The organism is Nesterenkonia sandarakina (assembly GCF_014138825.1).
GTDB classification, from domain to species: Bacteria; Actinomycetota; Actinomycetes; order Actinomycetales; family Micrococcaceae; genus Nesterenkonia; species Nesterenkonia sandarakina.
Genome location: NZ_JACJIH010000001.1, coordinates 391,877 through 412,827, shown reverse-complemented (window position 1 = coordinate 412,827; position 20,951 = coordinate 391,877). Strand labels below are relative to the sequence as shown.

Here is a 20,951-nt window from a genome sequence, read left to right as displayed (position 1 = left end):
CCTGGGCATGACTAAGGCCCCGTCCATGTGGAGCGGGGCCTGCGGTTCGGTGGTCGGTTACTCGCCGGCTGGCGTGTCGGGCAAGTTCGCTATCTCGGCCACGGGAACCCCCGCTTTGATTGCAGTGATACGCACCGAGTGGTAGGCCGACTCAGCTTCACGCCGGCGCCTGGTCTCTGCGTCGAGGCGCTTCTGGACCTTCTGCGCCTGGTCCATCCGCCCCTTGGTCCAGGCGATGATCCAGTCGATGATCTTGACACCGATGCCGCCGCCGACGAGGCTCACAAGTGCGGTGATTAGTTCGGGGCTCACTAGCGCCTCCTATGCGGTAGTGGCCGTGCTCTTGTCTCGGCGCTTGGCGTATGGCCTTTCCCAGATCCAGAAGGCTCTCCCGGTGAGCATGATGACGGCAAACAGGATCAGGCTGACCTGCAGATCCCGGTTCCCGTTGGTGGTGACACCGAGAGAGATGGCGATCACCGCGTAGATCAGCGCAGCGAAACCGGCAAGCAGCACCCCTCCGCGCTCGAGCCAGTTCCACCCGGGCAGGCAGGTCAGCGCCCCGATCACCCCGCCTGAGACGAACATGGTGGACAGTAGAGTCATGGCGAGCTCACCGGCGGCGTTCTCCACCGTGTTCGGCGGGTTCCGCAGCGCCGATTGTCCGCCCCAGGTGAGCACCACGTAGCCGGCGAACACCAGCAGGGTGATCCCGCGGGGCTCGTTGACCAGGTGCCAGAAGTTCCGGGCCGCCTGGCGCGGGTGCTTCACAGACAGGGTCAGTACACCGGCAGCCCAGAGGACTGTGTCCCAGCACCACCGGGCCACCGCACGCGGGGTGCGAGGCTCCGGTGGGTGGGGCCTATTCGTCAGATGAGTCGTATGCGGCATCCGATCACCTGCTCTCTGCTGGGCGGCTCTTGGCCGGGGATGTGGCGGCTAGGCGGCATCAGTGCTGCACCCACCGATCGTTGTAGAAAGTGAACCGGTAGGCGCGGTTCGCCTGCAGTGACAGGTTCGATCCAGAAGACGTCCTGATCCTGCTGTTGGCCTGGATGATCCCGCCGGTCGTTGTTGCCACGACCGAGATATCCTGGCCGCTGTATCCGTGGATGAAGTCCGTGATGGTCGTGGTGGACGAGTTGACAGCCACCGTAGATGCGCCGAACACGTCGACGTTGGCAGCGGATCCAGAGCGGACCACCTTCGAGGCGAACATGACCCCGGAGCCCAGGAAGTCCACAATGCTCAGTGGTGCGGTCGACCAACCCCGCACGTCTGGTGCGACGTACTGGTTGCGGCTGCCGAAGTCGGTGTTGACCTCATCGTTGATTCCATACCGGTAAGTGTGCCCATCCTGTTGCTGCGTGACGAGCCCGGTAACGGTGTTCCCAACAGAGTTGCTCGCGGCTTTCCAGCCGTCGTAAGTGTTGGCTGCAGCCATCCCGTTCTTTCGGCTGGTGACGTTGACCCAGACGCCCCCGCGCCCGTTATCCAGCAGGTAACCGTGACCAAGGTTCGAGTCGGAGCGGATGTTCGCGAATCGGCACTTGTCGCCGATGTAAATAAGCCCAGTCTCACCGTATTCTCCGACGAGGTTATTGATGAAGTGGTCAGCGCCACCGATGAGGAAGGGTGTCACATACCCCTCGTCCGGGTTCGCCATCGTGGTCCCCAGGTCACCCTGTACTGAGTTGCTGGACTCGATCCAGTTCAGGTAGTGGTCGGTCCCTTCAACTTCGACGCCTCCTGTGTACTTGCCGGGTGTCCTGTTCATGACCACGTTAGTGAGCAGTGCGGCGTTGATCGCGTTGCCGACCGAGTCATACTTAGATGCCTCGTGCTGGATGTAGATCCCCTGCTCGGGGGTGTTGTGCACACCGATGTGCCCTGCGGCGTTCCAGCGGCCCCGCATCCGGTAACCATTGGATACGCCGCGACCGTCAAGACCGAGCCCCACGACCGCCGCGCAGCGTGCACCGTCTTCGGGCATGTCCACCAGCCAGCCGGGCTCCACGCCGCGAAGCACTGCCCCGCCCGGCTGAGCGGACGACGCCAGGTAGTTGAAGTTTCCCGCCCCGCCCGTCAGCGTCACGCCACTGCGAAGCACCAGATTTGCCACCCTGTACCGAGATCGCGGAACATAGACGACACCGCCGCCCTTGCTGGCGGCATCGTTGATCGCTTCCTGGAAAGCCACGGAATCATCGGTGGAGTCGTCCCCCACTGCGCCATAGTCCTGGACGTTGAGGCTGAGCTCCCCCTTCCGCACAGGCTGGCGCCCTTGATTGTCAAGGGTGGCATAGGCTGCCTTGAGCGCCTGCGACCCCTGCGAGTCTTCCTGCCCCACCACGGATGCGAACGTCGCGTCATCCACGTTCCCCGGTGCGAGCTCACCCAGCACCTCAATGGCGCGCACTCGAGTGTCGTAGTTGCTGAGTCGACCATCCTGCTCTAGAGCCTTCGCCTGGAAGGTCGCCTCTGTCATCAGTCGGCGGTCTAGTGGCTGTGTCAAGGCGTGCTCCTAATTGTCGAGGAAGAATGGGTTGCCGTCTGTGTCGGCGTGAATGCTTAGCGTCATAGAGCCCAGCCGGAAATACGGCGTGCCGTCCGTGTCGAGGTCAAGGTGCGAGGTGTTCATCGAGTCCGTGGTGAACTGCTTCGATGCCGCGAGAGTGGCCGCCGCCTTATGTGCAGCATCCACTCTCGCGGCCGCCAGCGCCTCCGCTTTCCCCTGCTCAATCCCCGAGGTGATCGCTGCGGCCTGCATGGCCCAGTCATCGACCCGTGCGACGTTCCTATCTTCATCGATGACGTACTGCTGAAATGGTCCGACGAACGGCATGTCCTAGCCCCTTCCGAGAGGATCAGTGTCGAGCTGCGCGTTCGTTGCGTCAGCCCAGAGGATGTCGAACCCTGTGTTAGTGCGGTACCCGGCGTGCGTGTCGAGTTGCGCGTTGGTGGTCCCCAGGGACCGCGCTTCGAGGATGCGCCCGCCGATGGTCTGATCGGCTGAGCCCGCCGAGATAGTGGTGTCGATCTTGGTGATGAGCAGCTTGAGTTCGATGTGGAGGTTCTCCCTGTCCTCGACCCACACCACGTCGCCGAGTTGGCGGCGGAAGTCTGGGATGACCGAGAGGTTCCGCAGTACTGGCTTGGGCTCGAATACTTGCGCTGAGAGCCAATCTGCGAGGTCTTGCAGGTCGGTGGGGTTCTGCACCCAAGGGCCGACGTCGTGTTCCAAAACGGCAGCCAATTGTGGCCCTACATGGAGCCCTACGGTTTCCCGGTCAGACCACTCCACAACTCCCTTGGCGCGCAGCATCGGAAGGTTTACGTTTCGCTTGGACTTCCACACACCCGTCGACGCGTCCTCGTCGGGGGTGCTGAGCTCCACGGTCCGCCCATTGGGTGGAGAACCCGCATTGGTGGTGATCTTGTAAACCGCGTCTGCCAGCTTCTCCATGGACACCGAGAATGCAGAGTTGCCGATGGTCGCCCACTGGGACCCGTCATCATTGGATGCAATACCCCCGCCCCAGGTGCCCCGGCCCCGGTTGAAGTCGAAGAAGTCCCCGGGGAGTACCTTGAGATCCTCATCCACACGTACCCAATCGGCGTCGCCAGCAGGCGAGACGATCTCCTCGCTAGACTCCCCAGCCTCCAGCGACTTTCCGCCAGCCTGCCAAGCCATCTGATTCGGCATCTTTGACCGGCTGATGTTCGATTCCAGTGACTTAAGCACCACGCGGGACCGGACCCCCGCCGCGCTGGACTCCCACCCGATATCGAGCACATCATCCAAGGCGTTGATCCTCGCAGATGCCCCCGCGCCCGTGAGGTTCGTCCGGTTCACCCAGCGGAAGACGCCGTGCTCATCGATCCACATCGCTGCGCACTCTGCCTCTGCCTGCTCTTTCAGAAGGTCCAGCGCGTTGCGAGACTCTACTCGCGGGAATGCGTGAAGCTGCCGCCACGACGCGGGTGGGGTGAGTCGCGCTGTCTGCGGTGCATTGAAGACACTCGTAGACCCAAAGTTGACTTGGGTCCCGCCGATTAGCAGCCCGCATTCGTGGGTGACGAACACCCGAACACGGTCCATGTCGCTACCTGTGATCGCGGACGGCAGTGAGGCTGACCCGGAGGTTGACTTGCCGGTGTTCGCGAAGATCGTGAAGCTTCCATCTGGGAGCACCCGGAGGGTGAACACGGTCGCATCTGAAACGTCGGCGTCCGTCAACTGGCAGACGGTGGTCACAGAGGACCCGTTGTGGAGACGCGCCCGGATGGTGCGCAGATTTGTCACACTGAGGGACACGTAGGCGCCGCCCCACTGTGCGCGGACAAACGCCTCACCACTTGACACTTGACCGGGGTTCACCTTGACGGTGATCTGCATCGTGCGATTCAGTCGCCCGTTGCTGCTTGCTTTCGAGAAGTCCGGCTCGTAGAGAACGTCCCCGCTGGACAGTCCCACACCCCACACCGTCGGGACATGCAGCACCGAGCGGGTGGAGAACCCCTGCTCGCTTGCCCTATACACGTCGCCCACCTCGGGCCAAGCTGAACCCATGTGTGGAGCCGAGAACACGCACCCATTGACCTGCGGAGGGGTGGCATTGAATCCACACTCGCGCAGGATCCTGTCCGTGATATAGACCGGCTGCATCCCCACGCGGGTGTACTCTTCACCATCTACCCGTGGGGGCATCCAGTCCAGCAGTGCGGGAAACGAGACGGGACGATTCAGCTTGTCGATGGCATCCACCAGGCCAGAAGAAACATCCCCACTGGCCGCCGACCCTTGCGAGTCATCGATGCTGCCGGTGAGCTGCCGGACGAACGCTTCCCCGTACCCCATGAAAGCGACCACCTCATCGGCCGGCTTCGGCGGGAAGTCGTTCCCATCCCAAGGGTGAGCTGAGCGCGTCTGCACGTCCTCACCCACAGCCCATGACACGCTTCCCGTCGCGGCGGTTAGGCCGCTGGCAGACGCCACCTGCGAAGGCATCGAGGAGGACAGCTCACGAGATACTGAGAGCGACGATACTTCCACCGGGGACCCGTTCACCAGGACCAGCGCGGTAGGTTCGACCATGCCTATATCGTCGGGATATCCGCTAATCTCCTGCATCAACCCACCTCCCGAACCGTAAACGAAAGCGACGACCGGCGCATCGACGGGGCATCACGGACCGCCGCCTGCACGGCCTCAGATAGGCCGTCTTCGACAGCGCGTGTGCAACCCCGACCCATGGACCATGGCGGCGCGTCCGGCGTCCATGTGAGACAAGGCATGGCGACCTGTTGCGCGCCAGTCACCACAACACGCACAGACTGCGCGGCGGCTGGTGGGTTGATGTTCTCCAGAAGGGCCCGGCCCATCTCGGAATAGCTGAAGCTCTTGGTTGCTGAGCCGATTGCGGAACCCTGCCAATTGTGCCAGTGGGCAGTCAACACACCAGATCCACGGACAGCTGCGGATACACTCAAGGGAACGCCAGGCCGGACAGGTGGCCTATCAGCGGAGCCGAAGCGAAGCCCCAGTGTGATCGCACCGCCGCTGGGGTGCATGATAGATCGGGGAGCCATTGCGTCCGCTACTGCGACCGCGCCGCCCTCAGTTGCCCCGTTCCCCGACCATGTCCCCGGCGCGAGTGTCGACTGCTCCGGGGTAAACAGGTTCGTCACCTGCGCATACGGCTCCACCCACACCCATGGCGGAGTGCCAGCCTCGACAAGCGCCTGCAGGTTCGCGAGCTCCTGCGGTGTCGCGCTGCCGAGCTCGACCTGCCACTGCCGGCGGGTGACCGGTCCGCGCTGGACCTTCACCCGCCCACCCAGTGTGGTCTTGAAGCTCTGCGCCCGCTCGGTGGTGATCGACACGGCGGACGGGCACCGAAACGGCACCAGCCCACCCGCGGGGCCCAGGTATGCGGTCATATGAACCCCCTATGTGGTGCGCAGCTTCCGCAGCGCATTGTTCGTCTCGCGGGCGAGACCCTGAGTGTTGTTGCTCATGGCCGCCTTGAACTGCCCCGCCAGCGCGCCATTCTCGAAGTACAGCGTCCCCGTCATCTCAGACGGTCCCGCCGGCGATGCGACACCCGCTGACGTCATGGCCGGCGCTGTAGCCATTGCCATTTGCTGCGACTGGATAGCGCCACGGTTGACCCTGTCTCCCGCCGCGTACCCGGCGAGGTGCTGCACGGATGGGTGGTCGCGGTTGATCCGGTCGAGCACGCTGTCGTACTTCTGTGCGGACCGCTCACGGACCACCCACTCGCCGTCATCCACCCGAGCGACAGGCAGCCCCGCCCCGTTCACCCCAAGGATCATGTCCGTGCCGAGTCCCGTGTACGGAAGTCGCCCGCCATTGCGCAGCTTGGGGAAGCCGAAGTCGCGCCCCGCCACACCTCCGGTGTACCCGCCGCTGTTCAGGGTGGGCCCACCTGGGGACGTGTTGGTCAGCAGGTTGGATCGCTTGATGACCTGCGTGATGGTCGAGGTGCGATTCCGGGCCGTGTTGTTCAGCGCCGACTCGGCGTTCGCAGTCTGGGGAACCGCGGTGATGTCCGCTGATCCATCCTGCACACCATCGATCTGGCCCTGGACCACCCGGACTGTGCCGTTGTCGTCCACATACACGTACTCGGTCTTGCCGGTCACGCTGTCGATCCGCGACTGGACCACACGCGCCGTGCCGTCGTCCTCAACGTAGATGTACTCGGTCTTGCCCTCCACGTTGTCGATGCCGCCCTGGACGGTCAGCACGCTGCCGTTGTCGGTGACATCCACGTCGACCGTGCGGTCCTGGATGGACGCCAGTTCTTCCTTCGTGATCTGGATCGGGCCCAGTGCGCCATCGTCATCGACCACCACCATCACCTCGGTGAAGTCTGGAATGTCGTTGACCTCGGTGGAGATTCGCTTAGCGGTCTCCTCCGCCTCGGTGGACATCCAAGAGTCGATGGTCACGCCATCCGGGACGCCGAGCACCTCACGAGCCAAAGCCTTGGACTGCTCCGCGGTGAGGCCGAACTGCTCCCCCGCGTTAATCAGACCCTTGTAGGTGCCCTCGAGTGAGCTCTGGATGTCCTCCTGGGAGTCGCCGGCCTCAGCCATAGAGGAAGCAAGATCGCGGCCAGCATCGGCAATCGAGAGGAAGCTGTCCTGCGCCAGACGGCCCGCATCGGACGTCAGATCGAAAGCATCCTTCGTCTCATTGAGGATGCTGCCCATCTCGCCTTCTGACGCGGCCACCTGATCGATTGCATCCGAGACGCCATCGAGGGCAGCCTCGTAGGACGACTGGGCCTGCATCACGGACTGCGCCGCAAGGCCAGTCTCGAACAGGAGATCCAGGTAGTCCGAGAGCGACTCCACCGCGCCGTCCGCGGCGAGACCAACATCGCTCAGCGCGGACTCGAGCTGGTCTTGCTGCGCGGCCTGGTCGGCCGCGTCCTTCACCCTCTGCAGCTCGGGCGGCAGTTCACCCATGGCCAGCTTCAGCAGGTCGGTCTCGTTGAGCAAGACCCCCTGCTCGAGAGCTGCGGCGCCCAGGGCGTCGATGTACTCGGGCACGGTCGCGGCGACAGTCTCGAGGGACTGTCCCTGCGCCTCACCCTCCATGACGAGCTGCCTGAAACCTTCCGCGGCCAGCTCGAAGTTGCCACCCTTGGCAAGGTTGGTCAACGCCTCATCGAAGTTGCCCAGCGCCTCCTCCGCCAACCCCACCTCGGTGTCGAAGTTGCCACCCATGGAGCCGACCCAGTCGAGGCTCTTCACGAACCCGCTGGCGTCGACGGTCTTGAGAGCGTCGCCAAGACCATGGACCGAGGTGAGAGACGAGCCCGACGCGGAAGCCAGCTCATCGAGGGAGTTTGCGCCGGCCAGCGCGTCCTCTGCGAGGAGATGCAGCGCCCGCTCGAAGTCGCTGGCTGACCCGAGGTCATCCAGGCCCGTTCCCGCGATCCGGGAGGCGGTCTCGAGTGCGATGAATCCGACCGCGGCGATCCCGGCGACCTTGCCGACGTTGGTGATGGCCGTTGCGGCCTTGCCGCCGGCGGGGCCGATGGATCGCAGCGCCTCGAGGGTGTTCTGCACCTGCGGGAAGAGGAGCATGAAGCCGCCGAGCCCTGCCGCGGTGACGCCGGCCAGGCCCCCGAGGGTCGTGATTGCGGTCTGCGCTGGCTCAGGCAGCTCAGAGAACCACGCCGCGAGATCCGCGATGGATTCCACCATGCCGACCATCACCGGGACGATCACGGCGCCAGCGTCGATCGCAGCGTCCTTGATCCCGTTCCAGGCGATAGCGATCTGGGATTCGGCAGTCGCGTAACGCTTCTCGGCTTCCTCCATCAGCGCGGTGTTCTCTGCGAACCCCTCATTGCCGGTGGCGAGGGAATCCGCGAGCATGTCGCTCGCGCCAGCAAGGCGCAGCATGGCGTCACGGGTGCGGACCTCAGTGATGCCGAGCTCATCGAGCATTCCCAGGGTGGTCTTCCCCTGCTCCTCGGCGTTGCCGAGTCCTTCGACCAGGGACACCATGGCCCCTGCAGCGTCTTCCTCGAAGGCCCGCTTGAACTCCTGTGCGGACATGCCGGCGACGGCGGCCCACTGCTCGAGATCCTCGCCGCCCTTGTCCACGTCCGCGGCGATGTCGATCATGACCTTGGAGATGGCTGTGCCGCCGGCCTGTGCTTCGATGCCGACCGAGGAGAGCGCGGTGGAGAAGCCGAGCACTTCGCCCTCGGTGAGACCGAGTTGCGCGCCGGCGCCGGCGATGCGCATAGCCATTTCCACGATCTCGGACTCTGTGGTGGCGAAGTTGTTGCCCAGCTCCACCACGGAGGAGCCGATGCGGTCGAAGTCGGACTGGCTGGTGCCCATGATGTTCGCGAATCGAGCGAGCGAGGTGGCCGCCTGATCGGCGGACATGTTGGTCGACTCGCCCATGTCGATCATCGTCTTGGTGAACTCAGCGACGTCATCCACGCCGATGCCGAGCTGGCCTGCGGCCTCTGCTACGGCTGCGATCTCAGCGTGACTGGCAGGAAGGACCTGGGTGAGTCCACGCAGGTCGTCCTCGAGCTGAGCCATCTGCTCAGCCGTGCCCTCATTAGTCTTCTGGACACCCGTCCAGGCCGATTCCCAGTCCATGGCGGCCTTGCCGGCCATGCCCAGTCCGGCGACGGTGGCGGTGCCGAATGCTGCGATTCGCCGGCCGGCGGTGTTCCACGCCTGCTCGTTGTTCTTGCGGAAGTTGTCGAGGCTGCGCCCTGCGTCGGTCGCTGCCATCTGCGCGGTCTTGACGCCGTTCACAAGGCCGTCCACCCGGGCCTTAAGGCTGAGTGTGATGGTGCGATCCGCCATGGGGCCTCCTTAACGACGAATGCCTCCAATAGACTTGGAGGCATGAGTGACCCTGCTGAGACAGAAGCCAAGAAGCCCGAAGCGGGCATAGCGTTGCGGTACGTCGGGATTGCTCTGTGCATGCTCGCGGTGCTCAACCTCGTGGTGGGCGCCGTGAGAGGGGACGAGTTGACGATGGGCCCGTGGCTCGCGCTGTTTGCCGGTATCGGCGCGCTAGGCCTCAGCTACATGCAGAAGATGGCCGCACGGTAGCTACTCCTGGAGCTTCACCTGCGGGATCAGCGCTTGGGTGTGGCGGCGTTCATCGCTCTTCCACTGGTCGAGCTCCCGAGATACCTGTGTCTGGTAGAAGCACCTGACGGGCGGCTCGGCCTTGTAGCGCATCTCGTTCGCTGGGTCCTGGCATTCAGACTTGGGCCCGCCGCACACCGGGCACTTCTCGGCCGCCTCGTAGTACGTTAGCGCCAGCATCTTGCCCTGCTCCTCGTCCGACCATTCAGGCTCCGGCACGGACGACAGCAGACGGCCATCCGCGCCAGTCTCGAACGTCGTGGTCGGCTCCCAGCCCATGAACCGGCGGTGCGAGATCCCGAGTTTCCGTGAGGCTTCTAGCTCTTGTCGGAATCGGTGGTCTGTGCGGACTCGGGTAAAAAAGGGACCTCGTTCGCCCCCGCGTTGAGCCCGATCACGGCCACGTAGAAGTCCTCGTGCTGGGCACTCGACAGTCCTTCTGCGAACGCCTCCCAGTCATCCCAGGCGAAGGGCTCCACGGCGCCGTCCGGTCGCTCCACGGAGACGATGGTGCCCTCGGTGGACATCGCGGCGTCGGTGATCGTGGTGATGTTGAACGGGAACCCGCCGTCCTTCTCCTTCGAGCGCGCCGGGTGCGCGGTGACCAGCTCATCCCACGCCGATCGCGGGAGTGCGCGAAGTCGGAACGTCACCGTCTCGGCACGCGCCTGCTTGGAGAGCTCGCGGGCCTTCGCAAGGAGCTCGTCCACCCGCTTCGCTCGCGGATCATTCATGCGCTTGTCGGGGGCCGCAAGAAGTTCGGCGCGAGCCGATCGGTACTCCTTGTCGGTCGCCTCCCACTCGGCCATCAGGCTGCCATCCAGGCACACATCGACCAGGCGTTCAGGTCGCTTCACGTTCAGGGCCATCGGGTACTCCTCAAAGACTAGGCAGGGTGATGCAGGGTTGACCTGGTGCGCCGCCACCCTGCAAGGGACGACGCACCAGGAGAATCAGGCCGATCAGGTGCCGGACGCGACCGACACCTTCTGGTGGACATCGCCGGTGACGAACAGCTTCTGGACGGTTCGGGTCACCGAGTTCGCCTCCGCAGGCACATCGCGATGGATCCCCGCCTTGACCGGCCACACCGACACCTTCTGATCGGCCTCGACTTCGGCCTCATAGGCGACGTTGCGTCGGGTCACGATGAAGTGATCCGAGTTCTTGACCAGCGTCTCCGCAGCCTTGTTGGAGTCCGTCTCGTACTCCGAGTTGGTGTTGTCGATGTAGGTGACCTCGGCACTGTGCGTCTCTCGGCCTGGCTGCTCGAACGTCTGGGTCGAGCACAGGCGCTCATCCGAGATGGACGCCTGGTCGCTGGTGAGGTTCAGCCCGTCACCGGTCAGGTAGCAGGAGATGTCCACGACGCCTTCGCCGGTCAGCTCGGTCACCGTGGGGGCCTTCGTGTCAGCGATCGCGGGGACCACCAGCACCTTCACATTGCCGTCAGACGGCGTGCTTGGGATCTGCGTCATTCTCGTTCTCCTTCTCAGGTTCCTCCGCCACGCCGGACGGCTCTGTGGTCACCGGTGCGGAACTGCGACCGATGTGGTGTTTGGGCCGACGTGCAACAGCCGACGGCGGGTAGTGGTTCTTCGACAGTGGCTTGAACGCCTTGCCGATACGCTGGTCAGATTCGGGCACATCGAACTCGTGCCCGGTGGACTTGTCCTTGACGCGGATGAACACGCGACCTCCTGGGTTATCTGGGAAGGGTGACACCGAAGGTGAGCTTGGAGAAGAACACCGGCAGGCCATTGACCTGCAGGTTCTCCTCCTCCTCGATGCCGACTCCGGTGGGCTCGTACTCGAGCCGCTGGCCTTCGAGGCGGGCGCCATCCAGCAAGGGGATGATTAGGTCGGAGATGATGGACACCGACTGCCGGGACTGGCCCGCCGGCGTCAGGAGCCAGGAGACGCGGACACCTTGACGGTCCCGGGTGAGTGCGCGCTCGGGGTACGCCGGCCGGCTCCGCTCCACCAGCACGTACGGGTAGGTGGGCGTGCTGAACACGTCATGGTCATAGATCGTGTACGGGGTGGAGTCGAGCAGCTGGATGAGCTCGTTGTGTGCCGTCATACCGACCGACTCCACTTGCCCATCAGGTCGCCAAGCAGCCCCTCCACGATGGGGGCCTCCTCACGGAGCGGGCCCTCGAGGTCCACGGTGCCGCCGCCGCGAGAGGTGCCGAAGAACGCGATGTTCCCCAGCGCGCCGCCACGGCGCTGCTTATCAGGGCCGATCACGTACGAGATGCTGCCGAGGCCCGCCTGCCGGTCATAGGTGACCGAACCACTGGCCGGTCTGAACGAGCTCGAACCAGCCAGGTTGTCGTTCAGGCCCTTCTTGATCTTGTTCGCCCCTACTTCGAGGACCTTGTCCACGTCGGGCAGGGCCCGGGAGGCGATCCTGCCGAGGTCGGTGCCGAAGCGCTGCAGCTCATTGCCTGCGGTCATGGGCCCTCCTCGACGTTGGCGGTCGTCTTGGTCGCGTGCGTCTTCCGCACGACTGACTCGACACGGAACGTTCGTCCCACCATCAGCGGATCCATCTGTGACGCCGTAACTTCGACCTGGTCACTCGGCCGAAGGTCGACACCCACTGGGACCTGCGCCTGGAAGGTGACGATCAGGACATCTGCACCGGCGACCGTCCTGTCCTCTCCCTCCGTTGAACGACCTTGGATGCGGCCGACGCCGGCGTGGACGGTCTGAACCGGGCGGGTGACTGTGCCGTCTGGGTTCGTCACTGGGTTGCCGGAACTTCGCGTGATCAGCAGCGTGTCGGTCATCAGTGCCTCGGCCTTACGTCGGCCTCTCGCCACGGTGGCGCGCAATCGGGCGCTACTCATAGCTGGAGCCAACACTCGGGCCGCCGGCGCCGAACCGCGCAGCGAGGCGCTCGCGGGTCCGCTCCGGCAGTGTCATTTCGGTGACTGCTTCGACGTCTCGGCCGGTGGCGTACGCTTCCCGGAAGTCATCGATGGCGACAGATGAGATGTTGCCGTTGTTCAGCACCATCCCCTCGGGCCCGTCGATCGAGTTGAGGACGCCGGCGAGGACCATGCGGCACACCAGGTCCTCAATGTCTGCCGGCACCTCGGGCACACCGTGCGTGTAGTCCACGGCCACGACTGCCGGTGCGTTCACGCCCCACCGATCGGCCCGATAGAGCCCGCCGGAGACCACCAGGTAGTCCGTCATGGGTACGCCGTCGACGGTCACCTCGTGCACCTCCTGGATCGGCAGGCCAGGGAGCCGGAATAGCACCGACCCCGCAGGCTGGACCAGGGTCACGGTGGACCGAAGCCCACCGATAGGCGATCCGGCGGCATCGAGTACCTGCTCCGATGCCGACCGGATCAGCCGGGCGACAAGAGGGGTGGATGACTGCGCCTCCGTCAGGCCGTAGTCCTTGAGGTCTGACGCCTTGATCAGATCAGCCATCCGCTCCACCTCCCCTAGTTGGATCCCTCGATGAGCTCGCGGATCTCGTCCTTCGACTTTCCCTGCAGCTCTTCACCGTCAGCGACGATCTTGTGCTCCACGGCGTAGTCGACCAGCTCGTCGCGGGTGGCACGCGCACCGGGCTTGTCCTCCGCGGGAGGCACGGTCGGCTCGGTGTCCGGTTCTGGGTCAGCGACCTTGGCCGGCTCCTGCTGGATGTGCTTCGGGCGACGCCCCACAGCGAACTGCGCGGACTCCGACTCGCCCTGAGTGCGAGGCTCGAGCACCTCGCCCTCCTTCTTGGCGTCCCCGTCCACATAGGTGGCGAAGCCGTCACGCACCAGCCCTCGAGCGTGCTGCGGTGAAACGTCGATCACTGTGCCGCTGGGGCCTTTGATCTTCGTCATGGGTGCCTCCTAGGCTTAGGCGGCGGTCCAGTGGAACACTGCGCCGGGGCGGATGACCTTGCCGCCGTAGACATGGAGTCCACGGAGTCGGTCAGCGAACTTGTTCTCGGCTCGCATGGCCTCGGTCTTGTCGATCTGCGAGGCGTAGGCCAGCGCCGACTTGTGCCAGGCGACGATGGACGGCTTGTCCGTCTCGGGCAGGTTCTCGGAACCGAACGGGTCGAAGCCGAGGATCCGCGGCAGAGCCGCCTCCTGCAGACCACGAGTGGACCCGGAGGTGTTCTCTGCCATGAGCTTGGAGTCGTTCTCTTCCAGCAGTGCGGTGAACTCGGCATTGGCGACGAACACGCGCTGCGCGGCCGGCACCTTCGCCTTGTTGAGCGCCTTGCGCAGGTCGCGCACGACGTTCCAGGCGGACTTCGCGTCCGTTGCCGGCGCACCCACGGTGGCAGAAGTGCCGCCGAGGTAGAGCAGGTTCGCGAGGAACTTGTCGGCGTCATCGCGCAGGCCGTGCGCAGCCGAGTTGGCGTACGGGGTCATCAGCGCGGTGTTCGACTGCGCGTTGTCGATGTCATCGACGTAGAAGTCGAAGTTCTTCTCCTGGTCGATGAGAATGTCGACACCCGTGTCCGAGATGCCGTCCGCGGTGGTGGTGCGCGAGATCGGCTGCCCCTCGGAGTCGAGGAGCGAACCGGTCTTGTAGTCGTGCACGGTGACGTCCACGACGCCGGGGATGTGCACGGTGTTGCCCTTGCGGGCGTCACCCTGGTAATCGGTGTTGGCGAGTCCGGCGAAGATGGACTCCTGACGGAACTGCTCGATGATCTTGGAGGACCAGATCTTCGGGATGAAATTTTCGATAGCCACTTGGGGCCGTCCTTTCTGAGGTCGCGGTGGGTTACAGCTGGATGAGTCCGTCGTCGTATGCCTTGGCGACCTGCGCCGAGGTCATCGACTTGAGGTCATCCGGGGTGTATTTCTTGCCGGGGCGCTTCTTGCCCCGTGCAGAGTCGAACTTCCCCGTGCTGCGTTGCGCGGCCAGAGAGGGGTAGCTCTCTAGGACCTGCTCAATGGCGTCATTGAGCGCGTCCTGGTCGACGTTGCCGTCGTCGTCAACCTCGATGTCATCGAGGTCAGCGAGTTTCGAAATAAGGCCGGGGTCAGCGAGCTTTCCGGCCGCTGCGGCCTTGGCTTCGGAGCGGACGATGCGCCGGTTCGCGGCCGAGGTGGCCTCGGCGCGAGCTTCGGCGCGAGCAGATTCGATGGCCTGCTCATCGTCCGGCTTGCCTGCGCTCTCCTGCTTGCGCTTGAACTCCTCGAACTCCCGCCTAATCTCGCGGGCACTCTTGCGCTCGTTCCGCCACTTCTGCTTCATGGCATCCAGAGCCTTCTTGCCCCTGTCGCCCAGCGCGTCGGCACCCTCGATATCGGTGTCGTCGTCCGAGTCATCGTCAGAGTCCTGGTCCGTCGAGTCGCCGGCATCGTCATCTTGCGAGTCAGCGTCGGCATCGTCGTCGTTCTGGTCCTCGTCGGCCTCCATCGTGGCGTCGCCCCAGAGGTTCCGGTGGAACTCGAGCAGCTGCTCGATCCCGTCGGGTGCGTAGGGGTCGATGCCGTGGATTGTGGCTGTCTTGCGCTGTGCAGACATGGTGGTGCTCCTCCTGCCGACGTGCTCGGCTCATGGTGAGATGTCCCGCGGCCATTGCGCCGAGGGCTGGGAAAGTGGCCTAGTTGGCGTCGTCGACCCACTGGCCGTCCCGGTAGGTGAAGGACGGGCGGGCCAGTGATCGGTCGTTGAAGCCGCGGATTGCGCCGGTGGGGACTTGGCCCTGAGGAAGGATGAATCCATACTCCTCGAGCAGCTCCACTTGCCGGGCGCGATCGCCGGGGGCTTGCTTGTAGATCTCTTCGGGCACCATGCGGTGCCGAGTGGCGGACCCGTACCGCTCTGCGCCCCGCCGGTCCCGCGTGCGTCCGGCCTGCTGTTCCATCCGACCGAATGTGCCGCGCCGCGTGGTGCCGGCGCGTGTCGCCAGGGAACCGCCTGCGGTGGTGTACATCTCCCGCTGGGCGTTCACGACCTGGAAGATGTCTGCGCCGTCGCGCACAGCTTGGGCGTTGGCCTTGCCGAACTTCCGGTCCTGGTCGTCCTGAGAGAGGCCCTGGAAATGCGCGTAGGGGTCCGTGGTGTATTGGGCGGCGCTCGCCTCATCCGAGGGCATCGCAGTGCAGTTACAGCTCGGGTGCCGCAAGAACGACGCATCCCTGTACGTGCGACCAGCCAGGATGATGCAGCGAGAGCACGCTCCGGGCGACACCACGCGCACCTGAACCACCCGCGCCTCGGCGCTGGAAGCCGTGACCCCCTCCGCTTGCCGTGAAGCGTCTGCGATGGCCGTCTGGGACTTCGTCACCAGGTTGACCATGCCGGCGGCCAACGAGCGTTCCACGTCGTAGCCGGCGCCGATGTAGCGCAGCGCCATGAATGCGGGGGTCATCGCTGCAACCTCAAGAGGGAATCCCACGCGGGGACCCAGCGGGAACGTGTTGCCGGCGAACCCCTCGGCGTTCAGCCTTGGCCCCGCTGGCGAGATCCCCTGCTCCTCGAGAACGTTGCGCGTGTACGACTCCGAGGACCGAGCGGCCATCAGCTGACCCGAGCCGATGACCGCAGCTGCCCGCGGCACCTGCTCCGCCCAAGAGTCCCGGATGTTGTCGGGATCCACGTTGCGCCACAGACTCTGCAGCTCACCTGACGCGGTCATCGACAGCTGGTCAACGTCACGACGATGCCGCTGCGCCATCTCCACGGCACTCACGAAAAGTCCCGATTCGCGGCTGTCACCAGACTCAGCGGATCCGCGGCGCGTTCGGCTTCGATGAGGTCCATCACGCGGTTGACCTCGGCCGGGTCGACCACCAGGCGCTCCACGATGTAGCGCATCGGCATCCCCGCGGACCGCAGCTTGCCCATCGCATCGGCCAGCTGCGACTCGGAACGGTACTGGATGCTGTTCCAGACAAGCTTTCCGGCTTGGATGCTGACCAGGCGCTTATCGTCGGCGCCCTTTGCCTTGGCGAGCAGTCGCATGACCTTCTTCATGGCCGGGGTAACGCGATTGATCCGCTCCCCCACCTTGGAAACCAGGCCGGCTTCGGCAACGTTCAGCGCCTCCGCAGACGCATTGATCATCTTCGCGACCAGGTAATGCGGGGGCGTCCGAGTTTGCGCGGCGATGTGCTCCACGATGCGCTCGTTGACCTGCCAGAACACCTCAAGGTTGCCGGGCGACCATTCATCGATCTTGGCGCCATCCTTGGGGATCCAGAGGATCTTCTCTTTCATCAGGTCATCCAGCGGCACGTCCTGCGTGCCGATGACCTGTCCCTCGGCGTTGAGCACCGGGGTCTTCGGCAAATCGGCGCCCGTGACGACGCGAGCGGGCAGAGACGCCGAGTCCAAGCCGTTGAGCAGGTACGCCCAGATCAGGTTCATGGTGTCCTGCAGTGCCATGACGCCGTCGATGTCGCTGATCGGCTCATCGTCCAGCAGAGAGAGGTTCTTCATCTCGACCAGCGGAACCTCGCCCAGCGGGTTCGGCTGTGGCTCGTCATCACGCGGCTGCCAGCCGTCTTGAAGCGCGACCTGCGGGGAGGTGCGCTCCCACTTCTCACGGTCCGAGTCGCGCCAGAAGCGAGCCACCAGATCCGGGGTGTACAGGGTCGCGTAGTCGTTGGTGCCGTCGATCCAAGTGATCAGGCCGTAACGGTCTCGCCCCGTGATCGGGTCCGATTCCACGATGGCCGACTCGGGGTGCTCGAACGTGAGGTTCGGCTCCTCATCCGGCGTCGCCGCCGGGTGAACTAGAGCGAACGCCCGAGCTGCGGCAGCGTGGACCAGCCAGGCTTCCGAGGACTTCGCGTCGCCGTCCACGTAGTTCCACGTGCGCTGCAGGTCCTTGTCGAAACTGTCCGGGTTGTCGAACGTCTGCAAGCCCAGGAAGCCCATGCGCTCAGCCGGCGCAGTCGCGACCGGCGAGCACCAGTTATCCGAGAACCCCTGGTACCGGGTCTTGTTGTACTCCGCGAACTTCTGGCTGGCGTACTTAAGCTTGCCCGACTCTCCCCGGAGATACCCCAGACGGTTCTGAATCGTCGGGCGGCGGTCATCCAGCTCTCGCGAGAGGGTGGCAACCTTGGCCTGCGCCTGTTCGAGATTCACGCGCTACCCCCTTCGTGTCGACGTGCCGGTGTAGACCCAGTTCGGGGCCTCGTGCAGATCCATTCGCACCACGCCGTCCAGGCCCGTGATGGCCGCCTGGACACCGTCGATGCGGCTGGATGACTTTCTGCGGTCAGGTTTGATTGGACGCACGTTGTCCAGGTCGTCCTTCTTGACCTCGACCACGCCGGCCATCCAGCGCATTGCCGGGTTTCCGTCGTGGCGCATGGTCTTCGTCAGCATCAGACGCTCCATCTCCTTCATGGCCGGGCCCAGCCCCATGAAGGTCTGCGCGACCGTCGCCACCTCGATGCCCTTGAGCTTCTCGTCCAAGTTCTGGACCATCTGGCCGGCGAACATGCGGTCGTAGGAGACGCGCTGCATGTCGAAGTGCTTGCAGTCCCCGATCACTGCCTGCTGGATCGCGTCGTAGTGGATCGCCTCGCCCTCCGTAGTGGAGACGTAGCCGCGCTCGATCCAGTCGTGGAGCGGGATCTGCAGCTGCTTCGCGAGCTTGTCCACCGCGGCCTCCGGCACCCAGAGCCGCGTAAAGAGCTCGAGCTGGCGACCGGGCCGGTTCGACTCCGCCCAGACAGACCACGCCGAGAAGTCAGCCACCGCGGAGAGATCCAGGCCGCCCCAGGCGCGCCGTCCCCGCAGCGCAGAGCGCTTCGCACCGGTGAGCGTGTCCCAACGGTCTAGGTCGATCCAGCGGGAGGCGTTGCGCGAGCGCATATTGAGCGCCAGCTGCTTATACGCCACCAGGTAGGTCGGTGACGCCTGCGCCTTCTTCGCCTCGCCCCGCAGGTACTTCCACGATGGCGACTTCCCATGCCCCGGATTCGCCTTCGCCAGCGTGACGTCCGAGAAGATGTCGTCCGATTCCGACGCGCCCCAGATAACCCCGTAGTGGGAGGGATCATCGACTACCCGCTTCGCGCAGTTCAACGTGAAGGTGTGCTTCTCGTCGTAGATGGTGCCCTCTTCGGCCTCATCCGCGGTCGTGATGAACAGGATCAGCGGCTGATCACGTGCACCGGTGCCAGTCTCGATCGCCTCGACCAGCTTCCGCTGATGGCGCAGCGTGTGGATCTCATCGATCACGCCGCCGGAAACGTTCAGCCCGTGCGCCGTCTCGGCCACCTTCGACAGGACGCGCAGCACCGAGAGCGTCTTCGGAGCTCGCACCACGGCCTTAAGTGGCTCGATCCGCTTCCGCACCGACGGGGAAGCCATCATCATGGCCTTCGCCTCATCGAACACGCGAGCAGCCTGCGACGACGAGCCCGCAGCGTTGTAGACCTCGGCGCCGGCCTCGCCATCTGCGAGCAGCAGCAGACCAGAGATTGCAGACGACAGCGTCGACTTGCCGTTCTTGCGCGGGATCTCCACCCAGACTGTGCGGATCACGCGGACCACGCGCTCGGCCTCGGCGTCGTAGTAGACCCAGCCGAACACCGGTGCCAACACCCAGACGATCTGCCACGAATCCAGGCCCTCGCCCAGCTTCATAGGCACACCAGCCCAGCGGCCCTTAGTGTGCTTGAAGCGGCCAATCACCGCGAGCTTCTTCCGGGCCAGCTCCACATCGAACCAAGCGTCCGGGTGCTGGTCAGCCTGGAAAGCCACATCGCGGGGCCGGCGCTTAGCCGCCTCCACGATGTCCACGTGCTCCAGGCCAAGCTCCACGAGAGCTTCGTAGGGCACTGGGAGATCATCGAGCGAAAACTCGGTCAGAGGAGACTCAACAGCCACAGTCGGACCTCCCGTCACAAGTCAGTGCCGGGCGGAGCTCCTATGCGTCGAAGAGATCATCGTCATCATCGTCGTCCGGCTTGCCCGGCAGTCCGACGCGGGCCGCCGGCGAAAGACCGAGCTGGCCGATATATGTCTTGATCTGGCCGCGGTACTGGGCCAGTGCTGGCAGGAGTGGATTCTTGACAGTGCCGCCCCGATTAGAGGGAACGAGCATCCCCTGACGGCTAACCTCCTGCTCAGCGACGACGATACGGGCCACCGTCACGCAGTAATCCTGCAAGACGTCCATGTCGACCTCAGAGAGGCCGATCGCACGCTCCAGAATCGGCACAACACGGCGCCAGCAGCCCTCCGCCACTTTGCGTGACGTCTCGGCCATTCGCTTGGCCGTCACCTGCGCCTCATAGCGGTCCATCTGGTTCTCGTAGCGCTGCTCCCGGTTCTCGAAGCGCTCCGCAGACTCGCCTTCCCGGGGCTCCGGTGGCTGCGGCTTCTTCTTGAGCGACATGGCCGGGAACACCTGTGTCCATTCAGGCTCCGGCAGGTACCCAGGGGGCATCTGGACAGAATCAGTCATCGACGCATGGGAGGGATTGCCTTCCCGAAGCTGAACCACCGTAGGAGACGGAGCAGGACCACGAGCGCCCATAACTGATACCCCCTGCCAAGAAAGTCAAAACTTCCGCGAGAATGCGTTTTCCTGCCCGGCGGCTCTCGGAGGAGTCCCCGAGGGGGGTGCCCCCACCCTTGCCGGCGACGAGAATTCTTGGCCGCATGGTCGTGTCATTGCTGCGCGTTCCATCCGCCGGGTTGGTGCTCGGCGGTCTCGCTTGAGTGGCACGATGCGCACAGTCCGCGGCCGTGCTGCGGGTCGTTGGGGTCGAGTCCGAGCGCGATGAGTTGGCGCTTCGATCTTGGATGATGGTCGGCGTGCTCTGATCTGCGCTTGTGGCAGCGGACGCAGAACGGATCCCGTGCGAGGACGGCTTCTCGGAAGTCGATGCGGTGTCCCCGTGATTGGTAGTCACGGTCGGGTGTGCCGCGTCTGCGCTTCTCTGCTGCGCTCATGTGCGTGGTGCATCTGCCTTGCCCTAGCCCGACGAGCTGTGAGCATCCGGGCCATGAGCAGGCTTTGCGTGGGCCTGCTGGCATTGTGTTCACCTTGTCTGGGTTCCGGGTGGGGCTGGGTATGGCTGGGGTGGGTATCCCCTGGGGTGGGGTTGGGTATGCCCATGGCTGGGCATGGTGTGCATCCCCGGTGGGTCCCCGCCTCGGCCACCGGTGCCGGTGTCGGGTTGCCTTGGGGCTTCGGTGTGGGGTGTGCGCATCTGGGTTGGGGTGTGGGTTCGGGTGGGGCATTGGGTATGCCGGCACCGGTTGGGTTAGGTGGTGGCCTATGCGCTGGCCGTGCGGCGTGGGTGGTGTCTTCCGGGGTGTGCCGTGTGGCT

The 20,951-nt window shown here is 64.5% G+C and carries 22 protein-coding genes; 1 reads left to right on the top strand and 21 read right to left on the bottom strand.

Annotation, left to right across the window (positions count from 1 at the left end):
* Positions 1-57: 57 nt before the first annotated feature.
* From HNR24_RS01910 to HNR24_RS01885, 6 genes are all read right to left on the bottom strand, one after another.
* Positions 58-312, bottom strand: coding sequence for a hypothetical protein (locus HNR24_RS01910; protein ID WP_182494861.1), 255 nt, complete (start codon positions 310-312; stop codon positions 58-60).
* Between the two features lie 9 nt (positions 313-321).
* Positions 322-771 (bottom strand): hypothetical protein, encoded by a 450-nt coding sequence (locus HNR24_RS01905; RefSeq protein ID WP_182494860.1) that lies wholly within the window; start codon positions 769-771, stop codon positions 322-324.
* A gap of 178 nt (positions 772-949) precedes the next feature.
* Complete coding sequence (locus tag HNR24_RS01900; protein ID WP_182494859.1) at positions 950-2,488, bottom strand: glycosyl hydrolase family 28-related protein; 1,539 nt, start codon at positions 2,486-2,488, stop codon at positions 950-952.
* A gap of 36 nt (positions 2,489-2,524) precedes the next feature.
* Complete coding sequence (locus HNR24_RS01895; RefSeq protein ID WP_182494858.1) at positions 2,525-2,845, bottom strand: hypothetical protein; 321 nt, start codon at positions 2,843-2,845, stop codon at positions 2,525-2,527.
* Between the two features lie 3 nt (positions 2,846-2,848).
* The gene (locus tag HNR24_RS01890; protein WP_182494857.1) at positions 2,849-5,134 is read right to left on the bottom strand and encodes a hypothetical protein; all 2,286 of its coding nucleotides are present in this window, start codon (positions 5,132-5,134) and stop codon (positions 2,849-2,851) included.
* 818 nt (positions 5,135-5,952) lie between these two features.
* Complete coding sequence (locus HNR24_RS01885; protein ID WP_182494856.1) at positions 5,953-9,375, bottom strand: phage tail tape measure protein; 3,423 nt, start codon at positions 9,373-9,375, stop codon at positions 5,953-5,955.
* Between the two features lie 42 nt (positions 9,376-9,417).
* Between HNR24_RS01885 and HNR24_RS01880 the strand changes: the two genes are divergently transcribed.
* Positions 9,418-9,627, top strand: coding sequence for a hypothetical protein (locus HNR24_RS01880; RefSeq protein ID WP_182494855.1), 210 nt, complete (start codon positions 9,418-9,420; stop codon positions 9,625-9,627).
* On the opposite strand, the gene HNR24_RS01875 is transcribed toward HNR24_RS01880, so the two are convergent.
* From HNR24_RS01875 to HNR24_RS01805, 15 genes are all read right to left on the bottom strand, one after another.
* Positions 9,628-9,945: a hypothetical protein gene (locus HNR24_RS01875; RefSeq protein ID WP_182494854.1), complete on the bottom strand. Its 318-nt coding sequence runs from the start codon at positions 9,943-9,945 to the stop codon at positions 9,628-9,630.
* 38 nt (positions 9,946-9,983) lie between these two features.
* Positions 9,984-10,535 (bottom strand): hypothetical protein, encoded by a 552-nt coding sequence (locus HNR24_RS01870; protein WP_182494853.1) that lies wholly within the window; start codon positions 10,533-10,535, stop codon positions 9,984-9,986.
* A gap of 93 nt (positions 10,536-10,628) precedes the next feature.
* Positions 10,629-11,144 carry a phage tail tube protein gene (locus HNR24_RS01865; protein ID WP_182494852.1) on the bottom strand — a complete coding sequence of 172 codons (516 nt, stop codon included), beginning with the start codon at positions 11,142-11,144 and terminating at the stop codon, positions 10,629-10,631.
* Positions 11,116-11,358: a hypothetical protein gene (locus tag HNR24_RS01860; RefSeq protein ID WP_182494851.1), complete on the bottom strand. Its 243-nt coding sequence runs from the start codon at positions 11,356-11,358 to the stop codon at positions 11,116-11,118. The genes HNR24_RS01865 and HNR24_RS01860 overlap by 29 nt, the downstream gene beginning before the upstream one ends.
* Positions 11,359-11,371: 13 nt before the next feature.
* A complete protein-coding gene (locus HNR24_RS01855) occupies positions 11,372-11,749 on the bottom strand; it encodes an energy transducer TonB (RefSeq protein ID WP_182494850.1) in 378 nt (125 codons plus the stop codon).
* Positions 11,746-12,126 (bottom strand): hypothetical protein, encoded by a 381-nt coding sequence (locus HNR24_RS01850; protein WP_182494849.1) that lies wholly within the window; start codon positions 12,124-12,126, stop codon positions 11,746-11,748. The genes HNR24_RS01855 and HNR24_RS01850 overlap by 4 nt, the downstream gene beginning before the upstream one ends.
* Complete coding sequence (locus HNR24_RS01845; RefSeq protein ID WP_259392387.1) at positions 12,123-12,521, bottom strand: DUF6093 family protein; 399 nt, start codon at positions 12,519-12,521, stop codon at positions 12,123-12,125. Before HNR24_RS01845 ends, HNR24_RS01850 begins: the two co-directional genes overlap by 4 nt.
* Positions 12,514-13,116, bottom strand: coding sequence for a hypothetical protein (locus HNR24_RS01840; RefSeq protein WP_182494847.1), 603 nt, complete (start codon positions 13,114-13,116; stop codon positions 12,514-12,516). The genes HNR24_RS01845 and HNR24_RS01840 overlap by 8 nt, the downstream gene beginning before the upstream one ends.
* Positions 13,117-13,130: 14 nt before the next feature.
* A complete protein-coding gene (locus tag HNR24_RS01835) occupies positions 13,131-13,523 on the bottom strand; it encodes a hypothetical protein (RefSeq protein ID WP_182494846.1) in 393 nt (130 codons plus the stop codon).
* 15 nt (positions 13,524-13,538) lie between these two features.
* On the bottom strand, positions 13,539-14,390 hold the full coding sequence (locus HNR24_RS01830; RefSeq protein WP_182494845.1) for a major capsid protein: 852 nt from the start codon (positions 14,388-14,390) through the stop codon (positions 13,539-13,541).
* Positions 14,391-14,421: 31 nt separating this feature from the next.
* On the bottom strand, positions 14,422-15,171 hold the full coding sequence (locus HNR24_RS01825; RefSeq protein WP_182494844.1) for a hypothetical protein: 750 nt from the start codon (positions 15,169-15,171) through the stop codon (positions 14,422-14,424).
* Positions 15,172-15,250: 79 nt separating this feature from the next.
* Positions 15,251-16,342 (bottom strand): hypothetical protein, encoded by a 1,092-nt coding sequence (locus HNR24_RS01820; RefSeq protein ID WP_182494843.1) that lies wholly within the window; start codon positions 16,340-16,342, stop codon positions 15,251-15,253.
* A complete protein-coding gene (locus HNR24_RS01815) occupies positions 16,339-17,745 on the bottom strand; it encodes a phage portal protein (RefSeq protein WP_182494842.1) in 1,407 nt (468 codons plus the stop codon). The genes HNR24_RS01820 and HNR24_RS01815 overlap by 4 nt, the downstream gene beginning before the upstream one ends.
* Before the next feature lie 3 nt (positions 17,746-17,748).
* On the bottom strand, positions 17,749-19,452 hold the full coding sequence (locus HNR24_RS01810; RefSeq protein ID WP_310735365.1) for a terminase large subunit: 1,704 nt from the start codon (positions 19,450-19,452) through the stop codon (positions 17,749-17,751).
* An 88-nt stretch (positions 19,453-19,540) separates the two neighbouring features.
* Positions 19,541-20,080: a phage terminase small subunit P27 family gene (locus HNR24_RS01805; protein WP_182494841.1), complete on the bottom strand. Its 540-nt coding sequence runs from the start codon at positions 20,078-20,080 to the stop codon at positions 19,541-19,543.
* Positions 20,081-20,951 lie beyond the last annotated feature (871 nt).